Source organism: Butyrivibrio fibrisolvens, from assembly GCF_023206215.1.
GTDB lineage: Bacteria > Bacillota > Clostridia > Lachnospirales > Lachnospiraceae > Butyrivibrio > Butyrivibrio fibrisolvens_C.
In genome coordinates, this window is sequence record NZ_CP065800.1 from 2167528 (window position 1) to 2193086 (window position 25559).

General features: G+C 37.0%; 31 protein-coding genes. All 31 read left to right on the top strand.

All coding sequences use genetic code 11. The features are described from left to right. Positions 1 to 43: 43 nt before the first annotated feature. The 31 genes from dndB to I7804_RS09030 all read left to right on the top strand — a co-directional run bounded on the left by dndB (position 44) and on the right by I7804_RS09030 (position 25372). Positions 44 to 1105, top strand: coding sequence for a DNA sulfur modification protein DndB (gene dndB, locus I7804_RS08880; protein ID WP_248402990.1), 1062 nt, complete (start codon positions 44 to 46; stop codon positions 1103 to 1105). Positions 1106 to 1109: 4 nt separating this feature from the next. Continuing rightward, a complete protein-coding gene (dndC, locus tag I7804_RS08885; RefSeq protein WP_248402991.1) occupies positions 1110 to 2651 on the top strand; it encodes a DNA phosphorothioation system sulfurtransferase DndC in 1542 nt (513 codons plus the stop codon). Between the two features lie 53 nt (positions 2652 to 2704). After that, a complete protein-coding gene (locus I7804_RS19280) occupies positions 2705 to 3031 on the top strand; it encodes an AAA family ATPase (protein ID WP_248405958.1) in 327 nt (108 codons plus the stop codon). Then, on the top strand, positions 2917 to 4581 hold the full coding sequence (gene dndD, locus I7804_RS08895) for a DNA sulfur modification protein DndD (RefSeq protein ID WP_248402992.1): 1665 nt from the start codon (positions 2917 to 2919) through the stop codon (positions 4579 to 4581). Before I7804_RS19280 ends, dndD begins: the two co-directional genes overlap by 115 nt. 4 nt (positions 4582 to 4585) lie before the next feature. After that, positions 4586 to 4966, top strand: coding sequence for a DNA sulfur modification protein DndE (gene dndE, locus I7804_RS08900; protein WP_248402993.1), 381 nt, complete (start codon positions 4586 to 4588; stop codon positions 4964 to 4966). A gap of 2 nt (positions 4967 to 4968) precedes the next feature. Beyond that, a complete protein-coding gene (locus I7804_RS08905; protein WP_248402995.1) occupies positions 4969 to 6120 on the top strand; it encodes a cysteine desulfurase family protein in 1152 nt (383 codons plus the stop codon). An 11-nt stretch (positions 6121 to 6131) separates the two neighbouring features. Continuing rightward, positions 6132 to 7127 carry an HNH endonuclease gene (locus I7804_RS08910; protein ID WP_248402997.1) on the top strand — a complete coding sequence of 332 codons (996 nt, stop codon included), beginning with the start codon at positions 6132 to 6134 and terminating at the stop codon, positions 7125 to 7127. Positions 7128 to 7178: 51 nt separating this feature from the next. Further along, positions 7179 to 7628 carry a class I SAM-dependent methyltransferase gene (locus I7804_RS08915; protein ID WP_248402999.1) on the top strand — a complete coding sequence of 150 codons (450 nt, stop codon included), beginning with the start codon at positions 7179 to 7181 and terminating at the stop codon, positions 7626 to 7628. Further along, positions 7591 to 7764: a hypothetical protein gene (locus I7804_RS08920; protein ID WP_248403001.1), complete on the top strand. Its 174-nt coding sequence runs from the start codon at positions 7591 to 7593 to the stop codon at positions 7762 to 7764. Before I7804_RS08915 ends, I7804_RS08920 begins: the two co-directional genes overlap by 38 nt. Before the next feature lie 12 nt (positions 7765 to 7776). Next, positions 7777 to 8088: a glutaredoxin gene (locus I7804_RS08925; protein ID WP_022755431.1), complete on the top strand. Its 312-nt coding sequence runs from the start codon at positions 7777 to 7779 to the stop codon at positions 8086 to 8088. A 174-nt stretch (positions 8089 to 8262) separates the two neighbouring features. Beyond that, positions 8263 to 8463, top strand: coding sequence for a hypothetical protein (locus I7804_RS08930; RefSeq protein ID WP_027219126.1), 201 nt, complete (start codon positions 8263 to 8265; stop codon positions 8461 to 8463). A gap of 304 nt (positions 8464 to 8767) precedes the next feature. Further along, positions 8768 to 9187, top strand: coding sequence for a hypothetical protein (locus I7804_RS08935; RefSeq protein WP_248403003.1), 420 nt, complete (start codon positions 8768 to 8770; stop codon positions 9185 to 9187). Positions 9188 to 9255: 68 nt separating this feature from the next. Then, a complete protein-coding gene (locus tag I7804_RS08940) occupies positions 9256 to 10434 on the top strand; it encodes an HNH endonuclease domain-containing protein (RefSeq protein ID WP_248403004.1) in 1179 nt (392 codons plus the stop codon). After that, on the top strand, positions 10422 to 11048 hold the full coding sequence (locus tag I7804_RS08945; RefSeq protein ID WP_248403006.1) for a class I SAM-dependent methyltransferase: 627 nt from the start codon (positions 10422 to 10424) through the stop codon (positions 11046 to 11048). Before I7804_RS08940 ends, I7804_RS08945 begins: the two co-directional genes overlap by 13 nt. 12 nt (positions 11049 to 11060) lie before the next feature. Further along, complete coding sequence (locus I7804_RS08950) at positions 11061 to 11372, top strand: glutaredoxin-related protein (protein ID WP_248403008.1); 312 nt, start codon at positions 11061 to 11063, stop codon at positions 11370 to 11372. Positions 11373 to 11603: 231 nt separating this feature from the next. Further along, complete coding sequence (locus I7804_RS08955; protein ID WP_248403009.1) at positions 11604 to 12026, top strand: hypothetical protein; 423 nt, start codon at positions 11604 to 11606, stop codon at positions 12024 to 12026. 88 nt (positions 12027 to 12114) lie between these two features. Continuing rightward, positions 12115 to 12822, top strand: coding sequence for a PDDEXK nuclease domain-containing protein (locus tag I7804_RS08960; RefSeq protein ID WP_331477789.1), 708 nt, complete (start codon positions 12115 to 12117; stop codon positions 12820 to 12822). Positions 12823 to 12985: 163 nt separating this feature from the next. After that, positions 12986 to 13792, top strand: a complete 807-nt coding sequence (locus tag I7804_RS08965; protein ID WP_248403011.1) for an endo alpha-1,4 polygalactosaminidase — start codon at positions 12986 to 12988, stop codon at positions 13790 to 13792. A 285-nt stretch (positions 13793 to 14077) separates the two neighbouring features. After that, on the top strand, positions 14078 to 14485 hold the full coding sequence (locus tag I7804_RS08970; RefSeq protein ID WP_022755426.1) for a hypothetical protein: 408 nt from the start codon (positions 14078 to 14080) through the stop codon (positions 14483 to 14485). A 1-nt stretch (position 14486) separates the two neighbouring features. Further along, positions 14487 to 15656: a hypothetical protein gene (locus tag I7804_RS08975; RefSeq protein ID WP_027217147.1), complete on the top strand. Its 1170-nt coding sequence runs from the start codon at positions 14487 to 14489 to the stop codon at positions 15654 to 15656. A 361-nt stretch (positions 15657 to 16017) separates the two neighbouring features. Next, positions 16018 to 17799: an RsiV family protein gene (locus I7804_RS08980; RefSeq protein WP_248403012.1), complete on the top strand. Its 1782-nt coding sequence runs from the start codon at positions 16018 to 16020 to the stop codon at positions 17797 to 17799. A 149-nt stretch (positions 17800 to 17948) separates the two neighbouring features. After that, the gene (locus I7804_RS08985) at positions 17949 to 18140 is read left to right on the top strand and encodes a hypothetical protein (RefSeq protein ID WP_248403013.1); all 192 of its coding nucleotides are present in this window, start codon (positions 17949 to 17951) and stop codon (positions 18138 to 18140) included. A gap of 443 nt (positions 18141 to 18583) precedes the next feature. Further along, positions 18584 to 19873, top strand: a complete 1290-nt coding sequence (locus tag I7804_RS08990; RefSeq protein ID WP_248403014.1) for a GNAT family N-acetyltransferase — start codon at positions 18584 to 18586, stop codon at positions 19871 to 19873. A gap of 461 nt (positions 19874 to 20334) precedes the next feature. After that, positions 20335 to 21111, top strand: a complete 777-nt coding sequence (locus tag I7804_RS08995) for an Rpn family recombination-promoting nuclease/putative transposase (protein ID WP_248403015.1) — start codon at positions 20335 to 20337, stop codon at positions 21109 to 21111. A gap of 66 nt (positions 21112 to 21177) precedes the next feature. Beyond that, positions 21178 to 21468: a DUF4298 domain-containing protein gene (locus I7804_RS09000; RefSeq protein WP_248403017.1), complete on the top strand. Its 291-nt coding sequence runs from the start codon at positions 21178 to 21180 to the stop codon at positions 21466 to 21468. A 10-nt stretch (positions 21469 to 21478) separates the two neighbouring features. Next, on the top strand, positions 21479 to 21703 hold the full coding sequence (locus tag I7804_RS09005) for a hypothetical protein (protein WP_248403018.1): 225 nt from the start codon (positions 21479 to 21481) through the stop codon (positions 21701 to 21703). Positions 21704 to 21889: 186 nt separating this feature from the next. Further along, a complete protein-coding gene (locus I7804_RS09010; protein ID WP_248403020.1) occupies positions 21890 to 22339 on the top strand; it encodes a DUF4869 domain-containing protein in 450 nt (149 codons plus the stop codon). A 53-nt stretch (positions 22340 to 22392) separates the two neighbouring features. Continuing rightward, a complete protein-coding gene (locus I7804_RS09015; RefSeq protein ID WP_248403022.1) occupies positions 22393 to 22548 on the top strand; it encodes a hypothetical protein in 156 nt (51 codons plus the stop codon). A gap of 160 nt (positions 22549 to 22708) precedes the next feature. Next, a complete protein-coding gene (locus tag I7804_RS09020; protein ID WP_248403023.1) occupies positions 22709 to 23800 on the top strand; it encodes a hypothetical protein in 1092 nt (363 codons plus the stop codon). Beyond that, positions 23800 to 24453 (top strand): hypothetical protein, encoded by a 654-nt coding sequence (locus I7804_RS09025; RefSeq protein ID WP_248403025.1) that lies wholly within the window; start codon positions 23800 to 23802, stop codon positions 24451 to 24453. The genes I7804_RS09020 and I7804_RS09025 overlap by 1 nt, the downstream gene beginning before the upstream one ends. Then, on the top strand, positions 24434 to 25372 hold the full coding sequence (locus I7804_RS09030; RefSeq protein ID WP_248403027.1) for a hypothetical protein: 939 nt from the start codon (positions 24434 to 24436) through the stop codon (positions 25370 to 25372). The genes I7804_RS09025 and I7804_RS09030 overlap by 20 nt, the downstream gene beginning before the upstream one ends. Positions 25373 to 25559 lie beyond the last annotated feature (187 nt).

The window sequence follows — 25559 nt, forward strand, 5'->3', positions numbered from 1 at the left end:
CTTAAGTATACTACTTAAGTAGGGTGTTTTTGCGGAGGAAGATATGAACTATTGTTATAAATTTCCTGTGGTAAAAGGCGTTCAGGCTGGCAAAGATTATTATATTGCTATGGTGCCGTTAAAAATGATATCAGCATTGTTTCCGAATGATGAAGAATATGTTCTCCCAGAGCATAGAGCTCAGAGGAAATTAAATGAATCCAGAATTCCAGAAATAAAAAGGTATATGTTGAATAATAGAGATTCTTATGTCTTTTCAGCGTTAGCAGCAAGTATAGATGGCGAATATCGATTTGTTTCAACAGACCAAGAAGATTTGGGCATTTTAGAAGTATCTATGGATGCTCATTTCTTAATTAATGATGGGCAGCATAGAAAAGCTGCAATATTAGCAGCACTTGAAGAAGCTCCAGAACTATCAGATGAAACAATTTCGGTTGTTTTTTACGAAGATATGGGACTGGAAAGAAGTCAACAAATGTTTACAGATCTAAATAAGCATGCAGTTAAGACTTCCAATTCAATAGCTGAATTATATGATTCAAGGGATGAGCTTGCAGTACGTACGAGAGCTGTAGTTAAGGCCGTCTCATTTTTTGATGAATATATTGATAAAGAAAAAGATATTTTAGGTAAGTTTTCATCATCGCTATTTACTTTAAACAATCTGTATACAGCTAATAAGCGAATACTTAGAAGATATACTTGTGATGATAAATTTGAGAACTTTTGTATTGCTTATTGGAATATTGTTTCAGAACATATGGTTCCTTGGAAAGATATGCATGAGAGAGTTATTAGTAAAACAGAGTTAAGAGAAAAGTATATTGCAGCACAAGCCGTGGTTTTACAAGCTTTAGGCCGTGTTGGCGGATGCTTGTTTGATAATTGCAAAGAAAGTGATCTTGAAAAGTTACTAATAAGATTAGAAACAATTGATTGGAAGAGAAGTCATAAAGAATGGCAGCAAAGAGTAATAAAACCCAATGGTAGAATGATAAATAATGAGAAAGCAATAGTTTTAGCTGCAAATCTAATTAAGAAAAAAATCGGTATACCTCTTTCTAACGAAGAAAAAGAGGCAGAAAAAGAAATAAGTAGGTGACAAAATGGACGTGAATACAAGTAATGAAAAAAGTGAAGTGACTATTACGAATGAATCCATAAGATGTTTATTAACAACAGTAAGGAATTTATATCTATGTGATGATATTCCTTGGGTTATTGGATATTCCGGAGGAAAGGATAGTACAGCAACAGTTCAATTGGTTTGGATGGCTATACAAGGACTTCCGAAATCGCTTCGCAAAAAGACAGTTCATGTTATAAATACAGATACTTTAGTTGAATCACCTGTTGTATCAAAATGGGTGAAGAGATCACTAGAATTTATGGATGAGGCAGCTGAAGAACAAGATATGCCATTTGTAACACATCAGTTAACTCCTGCAGCTGACAATACATTCTGGGTTAATTTTATAGGTAGAGGTTATCCGTTTCCAAGAAAAAAACTTCGTTGGTGTACAGATCGATTGAAAATACAGCCTGTTAATAATTTTGTTAAAGATAAAATAGCAGAGCACGGCGAAATAATTATGGTAATTGGCACACGTAAAGCTGAAAGTGCGAGACGTGCTAAAACCATGGCTTATTATGAAAAAAAGCGTGTAAGAGAACTTCTTAGTCCTAATCCTTCACTTGCGAACGAACTTGTTTTCTCTCCACTTGAAGATTGGAATGATAATGATGTTTGGGTATTCTTAATGCAACATAAGAATCCTTGGGGATATTCAAACAAGGAGTTGCTTACTTTATATAGAGGAGCAACTGCGGATGGAGAATGTCCACTTATGATAGGCAAAGGACTTCCGAGCTGTGGAAGAAGTAGATTTGGTTGCTGGGTTTGTACCATGGTTGAAAAGGACAAATCAATGGAAGCTATGATAGCAAACGATTCTGAGAAGGAATGGATGTCTTCATTACTAGAATTTAGAAATAAATTTGGTGATGAAGAACATGATAGAGAGCGAAGAAGCTTTAGAAAGATGGCAGGTTATCTGCAGGGAAGTTATAAGCAGTTATATCATGGCCCTTATAAGAAGGAAGTCAGAGAAGAGTGGTTGCGTGATTTATTAGAGGTTCAAAAAGATATAAATGAAAATGGTCCTGCTGAATTTGCTGACCTTCAATTAATTACGCTTCCAGAGCTTAGAAATATCCGTAGAATATGGGTAAATGAAAAGCATGAGTTTGATGATTCTCTCCCTAGAATATACAAAGAGGTGACAGGAAAGGAATTTGATGATCCTGAATGGATTAGTTCTAATTCTTTCCAGTCAGAGGAATGGGATATTTTAAAATCAGTTGTCGAAGAGTTATATCCTGATGAAGAATTAGCATTTGAAATGGCTTATAGTCTGGTTGATATTGAGAATAAGTCTAGTGGATTAAATCAGAGAAAAGGTATAGCAGATGCATTAGAAAATACAATAAAGAGAACATATTACAAAAACGAGGAAGATGCAAGACAGTTTTATCTAGGACAAACAGAACGAAAACGAGATCTTGGGGGCAAGTACAATGCGCTTGCACTTGATGATTCATATGATGAACCATACGAAACAGATGATGACGAGGAAGATAAGGAATGATCATAAAAAAACTTATTTTGCATAATTTTGGAGTTTATGCAGATACAAATATAATGGAATTCACTGGAAAGAAACCCGTTGTTCTAATTGGCGGAATGAACGGAAGAGGTAAAACGACAATTCTAGAAGCGGTTTTATTAAGCCTTTATGGTTCGAATTCATTTGCATATACAGAGAGTAAATACCAATCATATGGTCAATATTTGAAATCATATATTAACAAGAAAGATGGTACACTGTCATCTTTTGTTGAAATAATTTTTCTATGGATAATTCTGATGAAGAAGTATATCAAGTTCATCGTGAATGGGATTCAAATACCCAAAGGGTACATGAGAAAATATGGGTTAAGAAGAATGGCGAAGATAGTCCTTTTTTAACAGAAAACTGGCCGATGTTCGTAGAAAGTATATTACCAAGCGCATTATCTAATTTTTTCTTCTTCGATGGTGAGAAAATTGCAGAACTAGCAGTAGAAGAAACTAGCCACCAAATGAAAGAATCAATAAAGGCTATGCTTGGAATATCAGTTCTTGATATTCTTGATAATGATATTAGTAAATTAATTACAAGAATCGGCAAGAAAATTTCATCAAATCAAGATCTTACTAAATTGGAAGAGCTTAGAAATGAAAAAGAAGCTGTCGGTGAAGAATTAAGAATGATTGATGAAGAGATAGATGAAGTTGAGAAAAAGAAAACTAGATTAATTAACGAATTGGAAAATCTTAATTCTGAATATCAAGTAAAAGGTGGAGATATTGTTGAACAAAAACATGATTTAATGCAGGAGAGAGCCAATAAGCTTAACGCACTTGCCAGCAATCAGGATGATAGATTTGAGATGGCGGCAGGAGAATTGCCTTTATCACTAGTGATGCCATTATTAGCTGATATTAGAGATGAAGGTGAAAAAGAGCATGATAAGAGGATATCTTCTTTTGCGCTAAGTAAAATAAATGAATTGTACGCTGATTTTAAAGGGAAAGATGAAAATACTGACAAGTTTATATCTTTTATGAAAGAGAAAATCAACGCTAATCAAAGTGAAAACATATATAATCTGTCAGACGCAACATTATATAAAGTCGGTATGCTGTATGATCATGGCCTTAATAATGCTAAAGAGCAGACAAAAAAACTCATAGATGATGAAAAGGAATATCAAAAGAATATAGATGTAATTGACGGATACTTGTCTGTTGATATCAATGAGAAAGAATTAAGTGAGCTATATAAGACTATAAAATCAACAGAAAAGGAAATTGCTAATTGCGAAGTTGAAATAGAAGATTACCATAAGAAGAGATCAAGCATAAATAGTAATTATATTTTGACATCTGCTGAATTTAGTAGGATGGCAGAAAGTGTATTATCTTCGCTTGAAGCAGTGGATTCTGACGAAAGAGTCGTTAAGTATGCTCATATGGCGAAAGATATAATAGATCAATATAGAATTAGATTACAAGCAAGAAAAACTAGTATTCTTGCTTCAACAATGACTTCATGCTACAAGAAATTAGCAAATAAGAAGAACTTGGTATCTAATATTGAGATGGATCCTGAAACTTTGGATCTTACATATTTAAATAAAGATGGAGAGATAGTAACTAAAGAGCGCTTATCTGCAGGAGAAAAGCAATTGATGGTAATTTCATTGTTATGGTCTTTAGCAATTTGCTCTCAGAAAAAGCTTCCGGTTATTATTGATACACCATTATCAAGACTAGATTCAGCGCATAGAGAATCATTGATTACAACTTATTTCCCTAATGCAAGTGAGCAGACAATAATACTGTCTACAGATTCTGAAATAGATGAGAAGTATTATGAGCTAATGCAGGACAGTGTAGGAGATAGATTTACACTTGAATACAATGACGAAGAGAAAACAACTTCATTAACAAAAACTTATTTTGGATGGGAATAAATATATGATAGTAAAACAGATAAAGTTGTCAAATGCCGCTAAAGAAAAGCTTGGAAGATTAAAAGGTAAAACGGGTATAAAAAACTGGAATATTTTATGTAGATGGGCTTTGTGTTTTTCTTTATCAGAAAATACGATTCCAACAGATGTCCCTATTATTGCGGATAGTAATGTTGAAATGTCATGGTATACTTTCGGCGGGGAGTATAGTGATATTTATGATGCACTTATGATTGCGTGGTGTAAGAAAATGAGCCTTCCAACTGATGAACAAACCCTTGCAAAATATTTCAAATTACATTTGGAAAGAGGGCTAGCATATCTTTGTGGAACCAATTTTATAAAAAGCCTTGATGACTTGTTAAAACTTTCAATAGAGGAATAATTATGGGAGTATATCTAGATTATAATGCAACGACACCAATCGATAAGAGAGTTCTTGATTATATGGTAGAGGTATATACCAATAAGTTTGGAAATGCTGATAGCAGAACTCATGATTATGGTGATAACGCAAGGAAAATTGTAGAACAGGCAAGAAAAAGTGTCGCAAATCTTTTAAGCGTTAATAGTACAGAGGTGTTTTTTACAAGTGGATCAACTGAAAGTAGTAATATTGCGATTAGAGGACTTATAGATTATGCAAATTCTGTAGGCAAAAAGCATGTTATTACTACTAGCATTGAGCATAAGGCTGTGCTTGAAACTGTAAAAAGTTTGAAGAAAGATGGCTTTTCTATTGATATAGTTAATCCAGAAATTGATGGAAGAGTTAGTGCAAGTAGAATATTAGATTTAGTAAGAGATGATACGTTATTAGTTAGTGTAATGCATGCTAATAATGAAACAGGAATCATCCAGCCAATAGATTTACTAGGTGAAACTTTGGCTAGTAGAGATGTTTTTTTTCATGTGGATGCAACTCAAAGTTGTGGAAAGCTTGTTGAAGAACTTAGAAATACTAAATACGATATGCTTTCGCTTAGTGCACATAAGTTTAATGGTCCACAAGGAATAGGAGCATTAGTTTTAAAAAAGAAAAAATATAAATTACCTCCTATAAAGGCTATAACATATGGAGGTCAGCAAGAGCATGGTATAAGGCCAGGAACGATACCAGTGGCATTGGTTGCAGGCCTTGGCAAAGCTTGTGAGATTGCAGCGGCAGAATATAAAACTAATTATGATCATTGCCTTGAAATAAAGAATGTAGTCAAGAAGATAATAGAGGATTCTGGATTAGAATATGAATATAACGGTGATCAGAATTATTGTATGCCTAATACAATAAATGTTAGTTTCAATGGAATTGAATCCGAAGCATTGATGCTTTCATCTAAACAGTATTGTGGGGTATCTAATGGTTCCGCATGTACATCTAATGATTATAGTCCTAGCTATGTACTGACAGCTATGGGGATTGATAAGGATAAAATATCATCGGCTATAAGAATTAGTTGGGGAGCGGATTCTGATTTAGATGACGTCAAGAAGAATATCAAAGAATTACTAACAGTTGCAAAAGGGTTGGTTTTCTAAAGGTATACAATATGGCAGGATATGATAAAACATTTGGAAGTATAAAAGATTATGCTGTAAGCGATGACAAGATATGGTCTTTGTTTAACTATGTTTTTTCTGATTCCAGCAAAAAGAGGAATACCTATAAATTTGGATTAATAAAGTCTCTGCTTGATAATGCGTTCAATGGGAAGAAAACTGAAAAAGGTGTGTACTATACATATGAAGAGATCTTCTCTAAATTTGCCGAAAATTATTGGAATTTAGTGGTTAAATATGATTTACGGCAAATGAGACCTGATGGAAAATCAAAGTACTCAAGAATAGAATCGATTTTTATTAAGGCTGTAACTGATAATACAATAATTAGTGTGTTGGAATTTCAGTCTCTTGATATTGATTTGAAAAAATCGCTTATAAAGCAAGTCTCAAAAGAGTGCAGGAAGTATGTGATTGGCGCATTATATGAAGATTTTGATGGGCTTATTTATGATTTTGATCTTGCTGATGATGGATTAACATTAAATCCTGTTTTTTCAGACTTCATGCTAAAGTATAAATCAGAATTAGAAAGATTAAACTATTATTCCTGGGCAAAATTTCTTGAGCAGGTGAATGATGAGAATGTTTTAATTAAGGTTCTCGAAAAACTTGAACTTGCAACTCCAAAACGTGAAGATCTTTCTATATATAGGGAGTTACTCAGAAGAGAGTTTGAAGAAAATACGTGTTTTTATTGCGGGAAGAAACTGAATGATAAAGCTCATGTAGATCACTTTATTCCATGGTCATTTGTAAAAGACGATAAAATCTGGAATTTCGTTTTGGCGTGTCCATCTTGTAATAGCAAAAAAAATAATAAAATTCCTAAAAGAGAGTATATTGTAAAGATTGAAAGAAGGAATAATTGCATAAAAACTTCGCACGACATTATTATTGAGACAGAGATGAGCGAGTATTCAGATGATGTAATTGAACGAATGTGGAAGTATGCAATGCTTAGTGGATATAAAGAATATCAATAATAGATATATGTTTTTGTAAGTAATAATTAATTCAATTGCATGAGATTAAATATGATAGATAGGAACATTGAATATTATAACATTAACGCAGATAGCTTCTTTGAAGGATCTGTTAATGCTGATATGTCAGTAGTAAGGAATAGATTTTTAAAATATGTTCCTTATGGTGGCAAGATCCTTGATGCTGGCTGTGGAAGTGGAAGAGATAGTAAGGCTTTCTTGTCAGAAGGATATGATGTTGTAGCTTTTGATGCATCCAAGGAGATGTGCAAGAGGGCTTCTGAGTATATTGGCAGGGAAGTTCTTAATATGCGTTTTGAAGATATTTCTTTTGACAAGGAATTTGATGGAATCTGGGCGTGTGCTTCGCTGCTGCATGTGCCTTCAGATGATCTTCCTGATGTATTACAGAGGATGAAGAAGGCTCTAAAACCTGGTGGAGCCATTTACGCATCCTTTAAGTATGGCGAGGGAACGACTGTCAGAGGAGAGAGTATTTAGTGATTTTACTGAGGAGAGCGCTACTAAGCTTTTTGAGGAAGCGGGATTTGAGATTGCAAGCCGCGTAGTTGGTGGTGACTCAAGACCGGGAAGAGAAGCTGAGATGTGGATTAATGTTATTGGTATATGTCAATGATAGGAGGTCTATATGATCAAGATCTATGGTATGCCCACTTGCCCATATTGTGATTATGTTCATGAGCAGATCAAGGGCAGAGAAGATGAATTCGAGTACATAAATATCGGCGAGAATATCCGTAATATGAGTGCCTTCACCAGACTTCGTGATACCAATCCTGTATTTGATCATTGCAAGGAGATTGGCGATGTAGGTATTCCTGCTTTTGTATTTGAAGATGGCAGGGTGTCGATAGACCCGGCTGATGCGGGACTTATTGAGTATGGTACGCCGGGGGCTTGTTCTATTGATGATCACAAGAACGGCAGGAAAGGGTGCTGACAAGTTTTTTTCCTAAATCATATTGATTAGAGGAGTTCGATATTTCAAGGGCAACAGTATTTAGAGACTATGCTAAGATAAAGAAAATCACAGGTGCTGTTTATGATAAAAATGAATCTGTGTGGAAATTATAATACTGAGTCTCATGCGTGAATGAGACTTTAAGGGGGAATCATGGGTATTTTCACAGATGGTGATGATGACGATGATGAGCTGATGGATTTCTTTATATTAAATGAGATCCATGAAGACAGCAAGAAATCCGGCAATGCAGGAGGGAATAAGACAGCTTCAGGAGGCTGTCTTACAAGTCTTGTATTGATGCTGGCTATACCTGCCTTGATCATTGGCGGAGCTATTGCTGTGCTTACATGAATTTTTTCTAAACTAAGGCTAAAGTACCGTGTTCTGTTAACCATATAAAAGTTGAAGAGATAAATGTAAGAAAGGATAGGAGATAAGGCTAAAGAGCCAATGGACACTAAAATGTGGGAAAAAGAGATTGAGAAAATAAAAAAGAATTTGTCGGTTGGGGATACAAAGTAAACGAACCGGCAAGTGATGATGAGATCAGTAGATTTACTACAAAAGTAAAAGAAAAATTTCAAATAGAGATTCCAAGTGAATACATTGATTTTTTGAATGGAATCTGTAGTGTTACGGATAAAGGAGTATAAAATTGGAGCAAGAAGAATTTAGAGTGATGGTTAGAGATGCAGTTAAAGCGTTGATTGATGGTATCGCTTCAGGGGAGTATGACAAAATTCCTGATAATGTTGATATTAATAAATCCTGGTATTCAGATGGTATGACGCGTGATGAGGCAATGGCTGATTTTAAGGACTGGATCGAAGGTCAATTATCATTATGGAATGAACAAGATGGCGCTGATTTTGTCTTTGACGCTTTCAAAGAAGACTCTTTGGATTGGCAAGACAGTGATTATTTCGATGATGATGATGATGACGATTTGGGCGAGACGGATTTTGTAATATATCAGCCTACAAGCCATGGCGAAGACATCGATTTTTGGTTTGAAATAGATATCGAGAATAAAGAGGGAGAAAAGCCTCGCATTGTATTTCATATTAACTATTAGGATGTTAAAGAATTTATTGAACCTGGTACTATTATGTAGAAATTGTAAATATAGATGTCAATTTAACTATGAGCGATAATCTCTTTTCCCAAGGAACTGAATACCGTCTTAAGGTTGATAATAAGTATTACAGCTCTTTAGACATTGAGGGCTTCTCACTTATGATGAAGGATCCTTCCTATTGCTACAAGTTCTATTGGCTTGAAGCAATAGTGAAGCTGATCTCTGAAGGCGTAAGTGAGACTACTTTTGATGACATTATAAATGAGATGATCGCAAGTGCCTGGTATTCTGTTCGTGAATTCCATATCCATTTAAGCGGTATACAGCTTGATGGTCAGATAAGAGATGGCCTGGAACGGGCTATTCTTAAGCTGTCGGATCTAAGCGGTCTTCCATCTAACGCTTCTAAGGTTGAGATTATAAATGCAATCAAAGAACATGACAGTGAGTTGAAAGATTCTAAAGAGCAGCTTACTAACATGGTTCCTTACAGGGCTCTTGCAGGTTTTTTCTCAAGGTCTGAGGAGAAAGCTGAGTGGGGCAGTATCAGGAGGATGACGGCATATATCAAAAGTATTAGTAGTGATGTGGTTTTATTGCCGTATACTCTTGGTGATTCCAGTAAGCTTAAGAAGGAAGTGTATTTTGAACCGGCCTGGATCAAGATGATTCAGGATAATACTGTGGCGATTCTGGGCTGGATTCAGTATGAGAAGGTTAAGTGGCTTCAGAACAATAATCCTGAGGTTCCGGGACTTGTATATAAGCTTGCGCCCATGGATGAGAAGATGCGTAAGCTTGACAGGGTTCATAAGCTGTGGGATGGAATTCTTGAATGCAGCAATGTTATAGATGTGTTTACGGATGATCCTATAAAGACTAAGAGTTATGATGTGGATCATTTTATTCCGTGGTCTTTTGCTATGAATGATGAGCTATGGAATCTTATGCCGATGGATTCTTCGCTTAATTCTGCTAAGAATAACAGACTTCCAAAGTGGGATCCTTTCTTCAGGAGATTTGCCCAGAATCAGTATCTGTTATACGAGATGATCCATGACAAGGAGCATATTCATAAGCTTTTTGAGTCTTGCCTTCGTGACAATCTGCATTCTATATGGGCAGGGCAGGAGCTATATCGTAAGGGGAATTCTAAAGAGGAGTTCTTTGGGATTCTTGAGAAGAATATGCAACCGGTGTATGACTCTGCCAGAAGGCAGGGGTATGAGATTTGGAACTGGTAGACTTTGATACATGGCTTGAGGTTAGTATGATAGATAAGAATGTTGAATATTATAACAATAACGCAGACAGCTTCTTTGAGGGCTCTGTGAATGCTGACATGTCAGGAGTAAGGAGTGGCTTTTTGAAATATGTTCCTGATGGGGGCAAGATCCTTGATGCTGGCTGCGGAAGTGGTAGAGATAGTAAGGCTTTTTTGTCAGAAGGATATGATGTTGTAGCTTTTGATGCATCCAAGGAGATGTGCAAGAGAGCTTCTGAGTATATTGGCAGGGAAGTTCTTAATATGCGTTTTGAAGATATTTCTTTTGATAAGGAATTTGATGGAATCTGGGCGTGTGCTTCGCTGCTGCATGTGCCTTCAGATGATCTTCCGGAGGTATTACAGAAGATGAAGAGGGCTCTAAAACCTGGTGGAGCTATTTACGCATCCTTTAAGTATGGCGAGGGAACGACTGTCAGAGGAGAGAGAGTATTTAGTGATTATACTGAGGAGAGCGCTACTAAGCTTTTTGAGGAAGCGGGATTTGAGATTGTAAGTAGTGTAGTTGGTGGTGACTCAAGACCGGGAAGAGAAGATGAGAAGTGGATCAATGTTATTGGTATATGTCAATGATAGGAGGTCTATATGATCAAGATCTACGGTATGCCCACTTGCCCATATTGTGATTACGTTCATGAGCAGATCAAGGGCAGAGAAGATGAATTCGAGTACATAAATATCGGTGAGAATATCCGTAATATGAGTGCTTTCACAAGACTTCGTGATACCAATCCTGTATTTGATCATTGCAAGGAAATCGGTGATGTAGGTATCCCTGCTTTTGTATTTGAGGATGGCAGGGTGTCGATCGACCCGGCTGATGCGGGACTTATTGAGTATGGTACGCTGGGGGCTTGTTCTATTGATGATCACAAGAACGGCAGGAAAGGGTGCTGACAAGTTTTTTCCTAAATCATATTGATTAGCGAGCAGAGCATCGGGAAGAATCCGGCAAATGGATGAATGTTTAAAAGTGGAGTTAATCACACTGTGTAAACGTTTATCCCTTTGCTGGATTTTTTTATTCTCTGACTGGGAAATACAGTAAAAACCACAGAGGACTAAAAAGATCATGCTGGCCCAGATGCGAGCAGTGGCTAAAATGAGTTTATTGAACCTGGTACTATTATGCAGGAAGCAAAGCTGATTGCCGAAGAAGACACAGAAAAATGGCTTGAAGAATTAGAGAAAAAAGAACTCCCGGCATTGAAAGAACTTAAGGACGGACTGACAGACTTGGGGGCAGATAAAGCTGACTACGACAGTATAACCGGTTTTGCCAAAGCACTGGAACATCCGGTCAGATCAAGCAACGGGAAGGTATATGTGGAGATTCCAAATCCTGAAAAGACACTTCCGGTACTGAAGAAAATGATGAAGAAGCTGACATCGGTAATCGAAAAGGCTAAGGAAATAGGAAGAAAGATCGCTGGACATGCGGAGCAGACAAGGGTATCGCTTAGGGCAAAACTTGCCGAGGCGCAGGAAGAAGCAAGACGACAGAATGAGGAAAGAAAACCGGTACAAAAGAAGAATGATATAACCCGATAAAACCGCATGGTTACACGCTTTTTCATTGAAAACAAGTGCTATTCATGGTAGGATATATTTTGGTATTTTGTACCATTAAGATAAGAAAATGTCACCACTGGTGACACAATTGAGTTGGACAAATCATCTGTTGATAATGTCAGGCTGTAAATCCGATGAAGAGCGTGAATTCTATATTCGGCTTGCAATTAAAGAGCGTTATACCAAAAGACAGTTGGAACGCCAAATGGACAGCGGATATTATGAGCGCTATATGCTTTCAAAGGATAAAATCTTGCCGGAAAAGGTTCAAGCTGAGTTAAACCCTTTCTTGGATTCTTATGTAATAGAGTTCTTGGATTTGCCAACCGGTTTCCTTGAGAAAGACCTTCGTAAAGGCCTGATTTCCGGAATGAAGCAGTTCATGCTTGAAATAGGTAAGGACTTTACGTTTATCGATGAAGAATATGCCATAACCGTTGGTGGTGAAGATTTCAGGATAGATCTACTGTTTTACCACAGAACGTTACGCTGCCTTGTGGCTATTGAACTTAAAACCGGCAAATTTAAACCGGAATATGTATCAAAGATGGACTTCTATTTGGAAGGACTTGATAGGCAGGTGAAGAAGCCTGATGAAAATCCTAGTGTTGGCTTAATTCTCTGTGCATCAAAGAATGATGAGGTGGTCGAATATGCAATGAGCCGTACCATGTCTCCGATGATGGTATCGCAGTACCAGTTACAGTTGCCGGATAAGGAAGTGCTGAGAAAGAAACTGCAGGAATTGGCTAATATTCCGCAACTTGAAGAGTAGTTAGATTATGACATTGAGATAGTTTTTTTGAACCTGGTACTATTATGAAATCATATTGATTAGAGGAGTTTGATATTTCAAGGGCAACAGTATTTAGAGACTATGCTACGAGTTTGAGAAATATCGTAAGAATAGAAAACGTCAGAAGAACTCGAGGTATGGAATGAAAAAATATAACTTAATAGTCGCTACAATTATAACAGCACTGGCCTTATCAGCCTGCTCTTATGGGGAGGGTGAGTACGGCGTGTTCTTAAGCTATGATGGCGATCTTGAGGATCTTTCGGATTATAAGACGGTGGTGATAGATGCCCAGTATTTTGACAAAGAGGATATAGAGGATTTCAAGGAGCAGGGCCATGAGGTTTATAGCTATATAAACGTTGGCTCTATAGAATCGTTCCGTGATTATTATGATGAATATGAAGATCTGACACTTGATGTCTATGAACACTGGGAAGAAGAGAAGTGGGTAGATGTCTCTTCAGGCAGATGGCAGGAGTTCATCCTTGATATACTGGCGCCTGACCTTTTGGATAAAGGAATAGATGGATTTTTTGTAGATAATTGTGATGTCTATTATCAGTATCCTGAAAAGGAGATCTTTGAAGGACTTACTGTTATCATGAAAGGTCTCATAGCTACAGGAGCAGAGGTTGTTGTTAACGGCGGAGATGCTTTTGTTACTGCATATACAGATGAAGGCGGGGATGCAGATGATATCATAACAGGTATCAATCAGGAATCCGTACTTACAAGTATTGACTGGGACGAGGAAGAGTTCCATGAAGCTGCTGCAGATGACGAGGAATATTTTAAGGACTATATAGAGACATATGCAGATGAGGGCATTGATATATACCTTTTGGAATACACTGATGATCCGCTTTTGTCCATGAAGATACGCCGTTATTGCAAGGCGCATGGCTTTAAGTATTATATATCGGATTCACTGGAACTTGATCTCTGACTTTCTTGATATTTAGAGGATGTTGCAGTCATGGAACTTTTATGATCTAAATGATGTACCGTGTTAAGTTAACAGAATGTGAACGCTTGCCTGTGACCTGGAATTTTCGAATTGATATCTGTGTTCTGTTAAACGGTCCCTGTTAAGTAGTGATATTAGAAAAGGCTGCCTGACTCTATATGATACCCTAGCGCAGACAGCAGCTTTAAGTGCCTTGACAAGCATTTTGTATATAGATACACTATACATATAAATATAGTGTATCTATATTATAAGAGGTGTATTATGGGTGCGATTTATACCAAGGCGCAGAAGGCTGCGACACAGAAATATATAAACTCAACCGATCAGATCAGGGTTAGAACGAGTAAAGGCAATCTTGATTTTATTAAGAATCATGCTATGAATATGGGTGAATCTTTTGGAGAATTTGTTAATAGGGCCATTACAGAAGCTATATATAGGGATAGAGGAGATGTTTTTGTAGAGGATACCCATAGCGATGAATATGGGATTTCTGGAAAGCTTCTTTTGTCTAAGGATAATCAGTATGAGATGGATTATATCATTGATGGTGTCCGTAAGATTAAGCTGCTTGATAAGAGAGAGGATGTACCGGAGAATTTCATTTCTGATTATGCCTGGATGTCATTAGAGAATGAGTATGAGAGTGATCTGTTAGGTGGTGAATAATATGGCTATGTTTACGCTTATGCGCAAAAATGAAGAAATAATGATGCTTCAGATTGGTGAAGACGGTAATATTGTAAAGCTTGGTAAAAAGGAGAATCTCGATATTTTGCCTTTGCAAAACAGGACCAGTCCCAGGGGTATCATCGAATGGTGGAGAGATAGAGCAATTCCTATAAAGCAGGGCAAAATTGAAAAAATGCTTAGAGAAAATGGGATCGAGACAAGTGGTCTTTTTCTTACGCACAATCTGGGCCTTAGCCTGACTGATTATTATTGGATCAGGCCTTTGGGATCTGGACTTACATGGGAAGATGTTAATCTTTTTGATAATGATTTTAAGGAAAATCTACTGCTTGGTAACATCAGTTATAACGATGATGAAGTTAGGGAATATCAGCCCAATTCGTCTCTTCAGGGTAATCTGGAAAAGACATGGATTATAGATAATGGAATCAGAAAACTTGTTAAGGGGAACCACGATATCTATTCCAGTGAGAGCATCAATGAAGTGATAATAGGCGATGCTATAAAAGCTCAGGGCAGAGATAGTGTCTGCTATTCGCTCCTGCATATTGATGGCAAGAATTATGATTATGGCTGCATTTCCGACTTGTTTACTTCTCAGCAAAAAGAGCTTGTTTCAGCATATGCAGTTATAACAAGCGAACAAAAGCCAAATAATATTTCAAGATATGAGCACTTTATAAATGTGTGTGATAAGAATGGACTTGATAGAAATATAGTAAGAGAATATCTTGAATTTGAGATACTGATAGACTTTATTTTTAGTAATAGAGACAGGCATCTTACTAACATCTCTGTATTAAGGGATGCGGAATCTTTAAAATTTATATCGATGGCCCCAATTTATGACAGTGGTAAGAGCATGATGGTCGAAAGAGATATAGTTCCAATAACAGATAAATTTGTTCTGTCTCAGCAGGCTCAAGGGTTTAAGGAAAGTGAACTTGAACTTCTTAAATATGTTCAAAACAGGAAACTTATAGATGTTAGCTTATTGCCTGATGCCTATTATATAGAGGATATGTATCGTAAAGATTCTCAGGTAAGTGAGGAGAGAATCAAATTTGTTACTGAGATGTATCGTAGGAAAATAGATATGTATGAGAAGTTCTCTTCAGGTGCAAATCTTAGTGAGATCAGGTTTTGAAGTGATTATTTTGTACAAAGAAAGCGAATGAATACAATAGTATTTTGTCAATTGAATCATTAAGCAGTTGTTGTAAAATATAAGTAGAAAAAGAAATAAAAGTCCTTTAAAGATGTATTAACCGGAGAGTTCCTGCCGTTTAAGTGGAAGGTTTAACAACCGGAGAGTTCCTGCCGTTTAAGTGGAAGGCTTAACAACAATAGAAGCATCTTTACGGATGCTTCTATTTCTTTTATAGAAGCTTGCTGGCTCTTTTTCTGTTCATCCACCAAGTTTGTATTTTGGTCATATGCTTTGGTATATAACAGATAATTGTGCTACTATTTCAGTGTTTGACTTATTAATTATGTGGAGGATAGGAATGAAAAGAGCTAACATAATTGCGCCTTTATGCGCAGCACTTTTATTATCAGGCTGTTCTATTCCGGGAATTGAACTGCCTGGCTATAGCGATACTAAGGAAGAGTGCGCTGCCAAAGATAGCAGTGAAGATTCATCCAAAGATGAGTCTGAAGAAGATACTAAAAAGACTGATGAATCAAATGAAGATAGCTCCAAAGAGGATGAATCTTCTAGCGATGCTGCGACTGAAGCTGAGACTTTAGAGGAAGAAGAAATTGAAGAGTCAGATTCAGAAGAGAAGGAATATAAGCTTGTAAACGTATATGGAAGCGGAGCTCCTTCATATAAATCAGTTAATAGATCAGGCTCTAAATTATCTGACGACGGTAAAAAAGTTGATCTTTGTGAGAAATCACAAAACGCTATAATGGTTGTCGCTGATCTTGAGGATGAATATCCGGAACTTGCTAAGACACTTAAAGCCAGTGCTGATACTATGCTTGATAATTATGATTCAGAATTCGAAGAGATGTATGGTATGGCTAAGTCTCAATATGAATCTGATCCTGATTATTTTGGTGAATATTATGATGATGAACATCAGGAGATAACAAGGTCAGATAGTATGGTACTGAGTATCCTTGAAACTGAAGATTTTTATGGTGGAGGAGTTCATGGATATTATGCAGTATATGGCTACAACTATTACGTTTCAAATGGCGAAGAGATAAGCCTTGGTGATGTTGTAAGCGTTTCAGAAGACGAGTTTGCCACAATTATTAAAGCGGACCTCATTGATAATGCAGAAGACGGCGAAGGAACTTTCTTTGATCTTGACGAATCCCTTAGTCACTATAAGTATGATCCTGATGAAAAGAAAAGTATAGAATCCGGCGCTGAAGATTACGAGCTTGGATACAACTGGTATATGACCATAGATGGTATACATATAGTATTCAATCAGTATGACATAGCTGATTATGCATCCGGTTCATTTGAAGTTGTATTTGATTATGACGAAGAGATAGTAAATGAAAATCTTGGATTCGATACAAGTAGGACATATTGCTACAAAGAAGAAATACCTTTTTATGAGTCTGAAAATGAAGCATATGAGGATGAAAATTACATAATATATAACAGTCAGAAGAGCAGCTTTGTTCTTGTATATGGAGATGGCAGTGCTGAATTTGATGACTACTATGGTGAAGAAACGGGAGCTTACAATGTCTATCATTTTGTAATGGATGACGGCAGAGAGTATATTCATCTTTCGACTGCATTTGGCAATGATTATTATGATACATACGTATTTGATGTAACTGATGGTGGCTGTGAGAAGGTAGATATTTTTGGCTATACTGGAGTGTGGATCGATGTAGATACAGAGTATAGCGGCCCTAAGGTGCTTTCAAGTGCAGATAGTTTTATAATTGTTGACACAAGCTCAGCCCTTGGAACTTTCACTTACTACAATTATTACTCTATTGGCGATGACGGAATGCCGCAGGCGGATCCTAAAACATGCGTTATTGTTAAAGTCTCCACAGAAGATATCGTATCAGCAAAGAGTGTTAAGATGGAGAAGCTTGATGATAGCTTGGAGTCTACAGGAGATATGATAACTGTACAATCCGGTACAGGCTTTACTATTGTATCAACTGATGGAGTATCTTTTGTAGATCTTCTTTCATCAGACGGGCAGTATCTTAGATTATATATTGATAACATTGGATATGAAGGAACAGTTGACGGTGTATCTATTCAGGATATCTTCCCGGGTCTTGAGTATGTCGGCTGATACATATAGGATAGGCCCCTCGATGCATCATCCCTTTATAAAATGCTTTTGTGATTAAATAATTAACTAAAGTAGTAGCATGGATAACAGACGATTTGTATTTTTGTCTTTGTAAGTGGCTGTTGTTATTTAGAAAGGGCGTTGATTCTATGCTTTTCGGTAAAAAAGATAAAGATGTAAGACTTACAGATAAAGAATATAAGAGCCTTGTAGGCGGTATGAGCAAGAAGGAGCGCAAGGACTTTGACCGAAGACAGAGAGAGTTAAAGCGTGAAAGAGAAGATGATCGACTGAATGCCTGGCTTGACTTTGAGGATGACATGGATGATAGAGGATTGTAAATTACACGGAAGCAGCGTATGCATTTTTTGATTACCTTTTCAAGGATAAAGGAGCAAGGCGTATCTATGCCTATACTGAAGACTACAACAGGTCCAGTCAGCATCTTTGCGAGAAAATTTTGATTATTTTTTATAGTTGACAATCACAAAAGCTGAAAGTATACTAACAGAAAACATTTGATCGAAAAGCAGTAGCTGTGTAGCGTGTGCGAATGCTTTTTGCGGAGAATATCAATATGACATTTTATATCCTTGTTGACAATTTTAATAATACTACCGAAACACCCGTGAATAATAATAATCAGGGGTTTACTTTTGGTATGGTCGATGAGGATCAAGGAATAGGCATAAGCTGATAACAGTATATGCATAACACCTGCTTATAAGCCTCATCAAACATACGTTTGATGGGGCTTAATTTTTTATATAACAGGAGGAATAATATGGAACTAGTAAGAGTACAGGACTCAGATTACAAGAAGACTTATGAGCTTTATATGACTTTTCCGGAAAACGAGAATGGTTATATTAACAGCGTGTACGGCTATAACTATGAACAGTTCCTTGAATGGATCGAGAAGAAGAGAAACTGGTCTATGGGAAGAGAGCTTCCGGAAGGTTTTGTTCCTGATACAACCTTCGTTTTAGTAGATACTGATAAATATGTAGGCGTGTTTAACCTGCGTCACTGCCTAAATGATGCCTTAAGAGAAGGCGCAGGCCACATCGGCTACTGTATATCTCCCAAGTATAGAGGCAAGGGTTATGCTACCAAAGGACTTGCAATGACTCTAAAAAAAGCCCGTGAAATTAGTATCCATGAAGCATATCTTTCTGTTAACAAAGATAATCCGGCAAGTTTAAAGGTTCAACTAAAGAACGGCGCGTACATACATCATGAAGATGAAACACATTATTATACAAGAATAAATGCAATCAAAGAGGGGTCTTCCAGAAAAGAGATCGTAAGCGGATATTATAACAGCTATGTTGAAGATGGCAGACTGGAGCGAACTGTTCATGGGAGACTAGAGTATGCGACTACCATGAACTATATTCACCGCTACGCAGGTAAGGGTTCCAAAGTCCTTGAAGTTGGCGCAGGTACTGGCCGCTATTCCATAGCTCTTGCCAAGGAGGGAATGGACGTAACAGCAGTTGAATTCGTCCAGAGTAACCTTGATAAACTTCGTTTAGGAAGTAAGGATCTTTCAAATCTTGCATCATATCTTGGAGATGCTACAGACCTTAAAGATCTTGAAGATGATACATACGATCTTACACTTGTCCTTGGACCTATGTATCACCTTTATGACAAGGAGGATGCATTAAAGGCTATAGATGAAGCTATCAGAGTGACCAAAAAAGGCGGAATTATCATGTTTGCATTCATCTCTGTATACGCAATCATGTATTCCAACTATTTCTATGGCAACTGGTCAGAGGGACAGGCTGAAAACTTCACGGATGATCATAAAGTCAGACACTTCAAAGAGCAGCTCTTTACTGGCTATGATGTTGCTGAGTTTGAAGACCTGTTTGAGAAAAAAGAGATAGAGCATATCACAACTACAGGTGTAGACGGTCTTATAGAGCCTCTTGAGCACAGGGTTGACTTCTCGGTATCTGACAAGGACTTTGAAGCTATTTCAAAATGGTACTTATCAGTTTGTGAAAAGAGAGAACTTCTTGGAAATACTAATCATCTGCTTTATATATGCAAGAAAGCATAATGCAAATTAGTAATCATGTAAAGCCTGGATGTAATGTCTGGGCTTTTTTAGGTGGTAGAGCGATGTCTTCTTTTCAATATATGAGTTAATATCATACTTATTAAAGATTGCCACACATTCTTTCGGATTTTTATTCCAGCGTACCTGGGCTAATCTAAATAATCTGACTTGTAACATGAATAGGTCATCTATGTAAGTTAACGCCATTTTATTCTCCATTCACAAATAATTCTCAAACTGCGAAAAATGACTGCGGATCCCTCTTGTTAGCTGAATTGTACCACATTTGAGTGTATCTATAATTAGGCGTATTTGGGGTATACTAATAAAATTCTTTACTTAGACAGATGCCGATGTTAGAATATCCTTCGTTGGAATTTCTGATAACGTCTCAGTCGAGATGGTTGCAACAATTCAGTTGCACAGTACATTCCCCAATTTTATAATAATAGGAGATACTAATGAAGGATTATGAAGAACTAAAGTTCCAAGATGACTTTATGTTCTGTAAGATTCTGCAGGAGAATGAAGACCTGTGCAAAGAACTTACTGAACTTGTCATTGGACGCAAAATTGGCAGCATCGTTAAGACAGAAAAGCAGAAGGCTATCAAGGTTTCGGAAGATGGCCACGGCGTAAGATTTGATGTGTATTTTGAGGATGATGAGAAGACTGTCTACGACATCGAAATGCAGAGGTCTGATACGTTGGAGCTTCCTCTTAGAAGCAGATACTATCAGGGAATGATAGATGTTGATTACCTGGAGAAAGGTAAGGAATACAAGGAACTTCCTGATAGTTATATCATTTTTCTTTGTACATTTGATCTTTTCAAAATGGGATATCACAAATATTCATTCGAGCCTATGTGCAGGGAAGTAGAGAATCTTTTACTTGATGATGGTACAAACAGAACCTTTATCTGTGCCGGTGGCGACAAAGATGATGTATCAGAAGATATGAAGTCTCTGATAGATTATCTGGCAGGCAAAGACGCGGATAGTAATCTGACATCCAGGATTGATGCTAAAGTCAAAGAAGCCATAGAAAAGAGCCTTTGGAGGAAAGAGTATATGACTTACAAAGAACAATTGGATCAAGAGTTAAACCGTGGAATTGAAATTGGTCGAATTCTCACGCGATTTGAAGATGGTATGCCAATAGAGAAGATTGCTGAGAAATCGGGCATTACAGTGGAGGCTGTAAAGAAGATTCTTGAAGAGTATAAGATGATCTGATATTGATCGGATGTAGGAAAGCCTGGATGGAATGTCTGGGCTTTTTTAACAGATATGAGAGGTGTTATGAATAGGGAGATTAAGCGTATTTCAGAGATGGAAGCAATCTTCGATGAGGTCACCGCTGCGCAGGATTCATTGGAGAGGGCTATCGATGATTATAAGAGCTTGCAGGACAAGGTTCGATGGCTTGAAGATTACTATTCCGGTGACCAGTGGAAAGAGGACTTTGCCATGGATGAGCGGGGCGAGATTCCTGCTGATATAAAGCGTGGGGTTCTTTCTGAGGATGGGATTTATGATCTTTTGGAGCGAAATAGTGAGATTATGAGGATGATTGAGACTGGCGAAGACTAGGAGGGAGATCATGGGCTTTTTTTCTCATCATGATAATAAGAAGAATTCTGGTGGCGGAGATATAGATTATGAGCGGCTTCGCGATGATCTGATCGAAGAGTTTTTTGCCGAGGGGGTGGCTTATTCGGGCGATCTTGGATTTCTGGATGCGCTTGAAGTTAAGGAAGCGTCGCATGAAGAGCTGCTACGGATCGCGAGAAGAGAAGGGGTTAATGTGGATAGGTATCGGAGATAGTGAACAAGGCTCGTTCACTATTCGTTGAAACTGGTACAATTAATTAAGATGTCTGATATTGAGCATATGCAGGAAGGCCTGGATGTAATGTCCGGGCTTTTGTTTGTTTTAGGATTGTGAAGATTCATGACGGGAAATGCGTTATAATGGTAGTGATGCATAATCAAAAAAGGAGAATATACAGCCATGCTTAAAATATACTACGGAGATTTGGAATCCGATAATTATATTTTTAATCCGGATGTGTTTTTTAATAATAGTTATGAAGATGAATGGATAACTGACAGCTTTTCTGTTGAGATGATAAAGGATATAGATAAATCGGATGTTATTGGACCTCGAGTTATAGACAGTCCGTTCCTTGGGTCTATACCTGTTGAAAGGTTGTCTGGTGGCGTTAAGACTTTGATCCTTATGAATAATGATTCCGAGCATATATTTAATGCATCTGCTTGTGGTGACAACTGTGCGAAGTGGATTTTGAAAATTGCAGAGAAAAAAGATCTTACTATAAGGCTTGGATATCTGATGGATTTTGGAAAAGACAATTTGAATATTGAGATCGTGAATCTTGGGAAGACAGTTCACAATGGTGTTGATCTAGTGGAATCTGTATTGGACAATCATTTGATTTAAGGAGAATAACACAAAAGCAGTTGGCAGGAAGAAGTAATGTTAGCTATGCCACTTTGCGGAAATTCGAAAAGACAGGCCAGATCTCGCTGGAATCGTTTATAAAGCTTACTATGGAACTTGGGCTGGTTCAAGAAGTAAACGATCTTTTTTCAGAGCCTGTTTATAACAGCATTGAGGAAGTTGTTAATGCTAGTAAATATAAGGTATGAATGTGGGGGATGATAAAGAATATGAGGCTCCCGATATAGTGATTGATATCATTATATCGGGAGCTTTGCTACTATATACCGTGCAATTTGTAAATGCTATCGATTTAAGGTAGAATGAATTGGTTTTAATGATTAAAGTTTTATTTGGGGACAGGGATTTATGACAACAAAACAAAAGAAAAATCAGAAAGAAAGCCGGATTGTATTCGGTTTATTTATAGTGGCTGCAGGTGTGATGGCAGCGCTATTGTTTCGTTATGGCCCGAATGCGGGCTTTTCTAAAGAGAACTATGTAGTCTCTTTCTGGTGGGACTTCCTTTTCGATTCACCTAAAGATTATGCGATGAATATGTCAGTAGGTAAAACACATAGGTATCTTACAACTGAGGATGTTGAGCTTACTAATAATTCATTTTGTCTGGATGATGGTAATTTGTTCCTCTTTGACGCTCAAACGGGTATGTATGGCTTTGCTGATAAATACGGTAACTGGCTGACAACTGCCAGATATGATAATTGTGATTTTAGCCATATGGATAAAGGGGTCATTATAACTGAAGAATATACAAGATATCCTGATTACATAGATTATGGCTTATTAGACCTTAATTATAATGAACTTTTTAAGACGAGTTACAGAAATATAGAAATATATGACTATTATGCCTGTATCGAGGAATGGAGTGGGAATAGTGAGATATATTTTTACAACAACGGTGTTACTTTATTGACAGCCAAGTACACCATAAGTATTTATGATGATTTTTTCGTTGCAGAAATAATCTCTTCAGAAGATAAAGACTATCGCCCTGATGGTTATTACGGAGTATATGATAACAATGGGAATGCAATCATCGAGCCCCTTGTGTATGATTATATTATTGTTGAGAGTGTTACTGATAGATTTATTGCAAGAGATATTGATGCTAATTACAGGCTTTTAGACTATGAAGGAAATGATGTTCTGGGAGATTCTTATAAAGATATAGATTGTTGTCACCTGGACGAAGAGGCTGAGTATCCATGCTTTTTTATTATCAAAGATGATGATGTTACATTTTTTATCTGTGATAAAGATGGTAACAAGCTAACAGATACATATGATTATATGAAACGAGTCAAAGGCAGCGATGTTCTCTTTATAGTTGGTGTAGATGGCAAATACGGAGTTATCGATTATTTGGGTAACACTTACATCGACTTTGTATATTATGATCTGAGTACGTTAAAAGAGGAGAACAACATAAAGTAATGAGTTTAAGTAGAAATAGGATTATAGATAGTTTTTTGAAGTGTATACCAGTTATATATGCTTTTTATATACCATTGAGTTTCTATTTGTATATATATGGAAGTCTCACAGGCAAAATAGACGGTATGTATGGTTACTTTTTAGATTGTTTCAAGATACTTGTAATATTACTTTTTTCAAGCTTCGTAGTTCGAACCTGTGTTTCAGAAAAAGAGAATCCGAGTAAGCATTTAGTGATTTACGCGGGAATCTGTATTCTTGAAATTGTTTTTTCTGTTTGTATACATGGTAAGTATCATAACAGTGGTATGTTTTTATATACTGCATATGCTATGTTTTTTGCAGCGGGAATAATAGCTGAGAATAATGCAATATGTCAGTTGTACAGCGAGAATGAATTTGGTTGGAAGGGATCTTTGACTTTACTTAATGTATCTCTTATTACTTTAGTATTTTTAAAGGTTATATTTGGGAATGTGGTAATTAGTTCTGCTACCCTCTGTGTGTTTGGTGGGATAATGCTTATTTACAGAGAATTTGCAAGAGTCTGTCTTATACTTGGGTATGCATATGGAAAGAAGGAAGGTGAAAGTTCCAAGGAGGGAGAGCTGAACGTTCAACAGGAGGTAAATCATGATAAAGAAGAAGTATAAACTGATCATTAGATTCAATATTATTGGATGTATATTCCTGGTACTCACGATATTTTCTTTTGTCCTGATGCATCATTTAAAAACACAGGGTTTTGAGAATGCTACCTCGCTGGCTGAAAATTATGAGGATGAGACAATTAAGGTTGGAGAGGCGTCATATGTTGATATCGTAGAGCGCCCTGTAAAGATATGCCGATATTCGGATGATGTGACGTACTATGAAATAAATGATGGCGACAGATTCTACATTATGCGAGCCGGCAAAGACTGGTATGACGATATGATGGATGGAATTGCTGAAGATGGTGAGTTTCACGTAGTTGGATCTGTTCTTAAGATAAGTGACAGTGATAAGGAGACTATCATAGAGCACTTTAATGATAAGCTTCCTGATAATGTAGAACCTTGGACGAAAGAGTCTTTTGACGACTACTATAAGGGCGTTTGCATACAGTACATGTATCCTGTGAGAATGGCTATGATATGTGTATATGTTGGCTTAGTACTTGCCTTATTTGCATTTCTGTTCCTCTTAATGGGAATTAAGGGATTTGTAAGCTTCAATAAGACACTGCATGGTATTTCTGATACTCAGTTACAGATGATAGACAATGAGCTTTTGGATCCCGCTACGATGGTTATTAAGGTTGCAAATACTTACCTTACACCAAGGCGTATCGTCTATGCGGATATAGATCTGGCATTTATTCCTTATGAGGAGGTTGCGAGGGCATATAGGTCTGATGCTTCTTATAAGGGCGTACATAGTGTATTTGTCACAGTCGTAACAAGAGATGGTAGGAAGCATAAGATTGCCATGATGAATGCGCTCTTCAAAGGTGTTAACGAAGCTGTTAATACGATCCTTTCGGAGATTCACAGGCGTAATCCTAATGCTGTGATTGGGGAAGAGCAGTAATGAACCATAAGAATTAGTTAAAAATGAAGCTCCCGGAATAGTGAGGTATCACTACATCGGGAGTTTTTCGTGAAGTGTTTTTTATGAAATCGTTGATTCCTGATACATATCGATGATCTTGTACAAGCTGACATCGGAATCCTTTTAAATGCCTAAACTGACATCGGAATCCTTTTAAAAATGCCTA

What these genes read in the sequence shown, in the direction of transcription:
- I7804_RS08915 (WP_248402999.1), top strand. Translation starts at nt 7,179, where the DNA reads ATGATAGATAGGAACATTGAATATTATAACATTAACGCAGATAGCTTC.
- I7804_RS08970 (WP_022755426.1), top strand. Translation starts at nt 14,078, where the DNA reads ATGGGTGCGATTTATACCAAGGCGCAGAAGGCTGCGACACAGAAATAT.
- I7804_RS09030 (WP_248403027.1), top strand. Translation starts at nt 24,434, where the DNA reads ATGATAAAGAAGAAGTATAAACTGATCATTAGATTCAATATTATTGGA.
- I7804_RS08905 (WP_248402995.1), top strand. Translation starts at nt 4,969, where the DNA reads ATGGGAGTATATCTAGATTATAATGCAACGACACCAATCGATAAGAGA.
- I7804_RS19280 (WP_248405958.1), top strand. Translation starts at nt 2,705, where the DNA reads ATGGAATTCACTGGAAAGAAACCCGTTGTTCTAATTGGCGGAATGAAC.
- I7804_RS09005 (WP_248403018.1), top strand. Translation starts at nt 21,479, where the DNA reads ATGGGCTTTTTTTCTCATCATGATAATAAGAAGAATTCTGGTGGCGGA.
- I7804_RS08930 (WP_027219126.1), top strand. Translation starts at nt 8,263, where the DNA reads ATGGGTATTTTCACAGATGGTGATGATGACGATGATGAGCTGATGGAT.
- dndC (WP_248402991.1), top strand. Translation starts at nt 1,110, where the DNA reads ATGGACGTGAATACAAGTAATGAAAAAAGTGAAGTGACTATTACGAAT.
- I7804_RS08940 (WP_248403004.1), top strand. Translation starts at nt 9,256, where the DNA reads ATGAGCGATAATCTCTTTTCCCAAGGAACTGAATACCGTCTTAAGGTT.
- I7804_RS08960 (WP_331477789.1), top strand. Translation starts at nt 12,115, where the DNA reads ATGTCACCACTGGTGACACAATTGAGTTGGACAAATCATCTGTTGATA.
- I7804_RS08990 (WP_248403014.1), top strand. Translation starts at nt 18,584, where the DNA reads ATGGAACTAGTAAGAGTACAGGACTCAGATTACAAGAAGACTTATGAG.
- I7804_RS09020 (WP_248403023.1), top strand. Translation starts at nt 22,709, where the DNA reads ATGACAACAAAACAAAAGAAAAATCAGAAAGAAAGCCGGATTGTATTC.
- I7804_RS08955 (WP_248403009.1), top strand. Translation starts at nt 11,604, where the DNA reads ATGCAGGAAGCAAAGCTGATTGCCGAAGAAGACACAGAAAAATGGCTT.
- I7804_RS08950 (WP_248403008.1), top strand. Translation starts at nt 11,061, where the DNA reads ATGATCAAGATCTACGGTATGCCCACTTGCCCATATTGTGATTACGTT.
- dndE (WP_248402993.1), top strand. Translation starts at nt 4,586, where the DNA reads ATGATAGTAAAACAGATAAAGTTGTCAAATGCCGCTAAAGAAAAGCTT.
- I7804_RS08925 (WP_022755431.1), top strand. Translation starts at nt 7,777, where the DNA reads ATGATCAAGATCTATGGTATGCCCACTTGCCCATATTGTGATTATGTT.
- dndB (WP_248402990.1), top strand. Translation starts at nt 44, where the DNA reads ATGAACTATTGTTATAAATTTCCTGTGGTAAAAGGCGTTCAGGCTGGC.
- I7804_RS08985 (WP_248403013.1), top strand. Translation starts at nt 17,949, where the DNA reads ATGCTTTTCGGTAAAAAAGATAAAGATGTAAGACTTACAGATAAAGAA.
- I7804_RS09010 (WP_248403020.1), top strand. Translation starts at nt 21,890, where the DNA reads ATGCTTAAAATATACTACGGAGATTTGGAATCCGATAATTATATTTTT.
- I7804_RS08965 (WP_248403011.1), top strand. Translation starts at nt 12,986, where the DNA reads ATGAAAAAATATAACTTAATAGTCGCTACAATTATAACAGCACTGGCC.
- I7804_RS08980 (WP_248403012.1), top strand. Translation starts at nt 16,018, where the DNA reads ATGAAAAGAGCTAACATAATTGCGCCTTTATGCGCAGCACTTTTATTA.
- I7804_RS08975 (WP_027217147.1), top strand. Translation starts at nt 14,487, where the DNA reads ATGGCTATGTTTACGCTTATGCGCAAAAATGAAGAAATAATGATGCTT.
- dndD (WP_248402992.1), top strand. Translation starts at nt 2,917, where the DNA reads ATGGATAATTCTGATGAAGAAGTATATCAAGTTCATCGTGAATGGGAT.
- I7804_RS08995 (WP_248403015.1), top strand. Translation starts at nt 20,335, where the DNA reads ATGAAGGATTATGAAGAACTAAAGTTCCAAGATGACTTTATGTTCTGT.
- I7804_RS08910 (WP_248402997.1), top strand. Translation starts at nt 6,132, where the DNA reads ATGGCAGGATATGATAAAACATTTGGAAGTATAAAAGATTATGCTGTA.
- I7804_RS09025 (WP_248403025.1), top strand. Translation starts at nt 23,800, where the DNA reads ATGAGTTTAAGTAGAAATAGGATTATAGATAGTTTTTTGAAGTGTATA.
- I7804_RS09000 (WP_248403017.1), top strand. Translation starts at nt 21,178, where the DNA reads ATGAATAGGGAGATTAAGCGTATTTCAGAGATGGAAGCAATCTTCGAT.
- I7804_RS08920 (WP_248403001.1), top strand. Translation starts at nt 7,591, where the DNA reads ATGGCGAGGGAACGACTGTCAGAGGAGAGAGTATTTAGTGATTTTACT.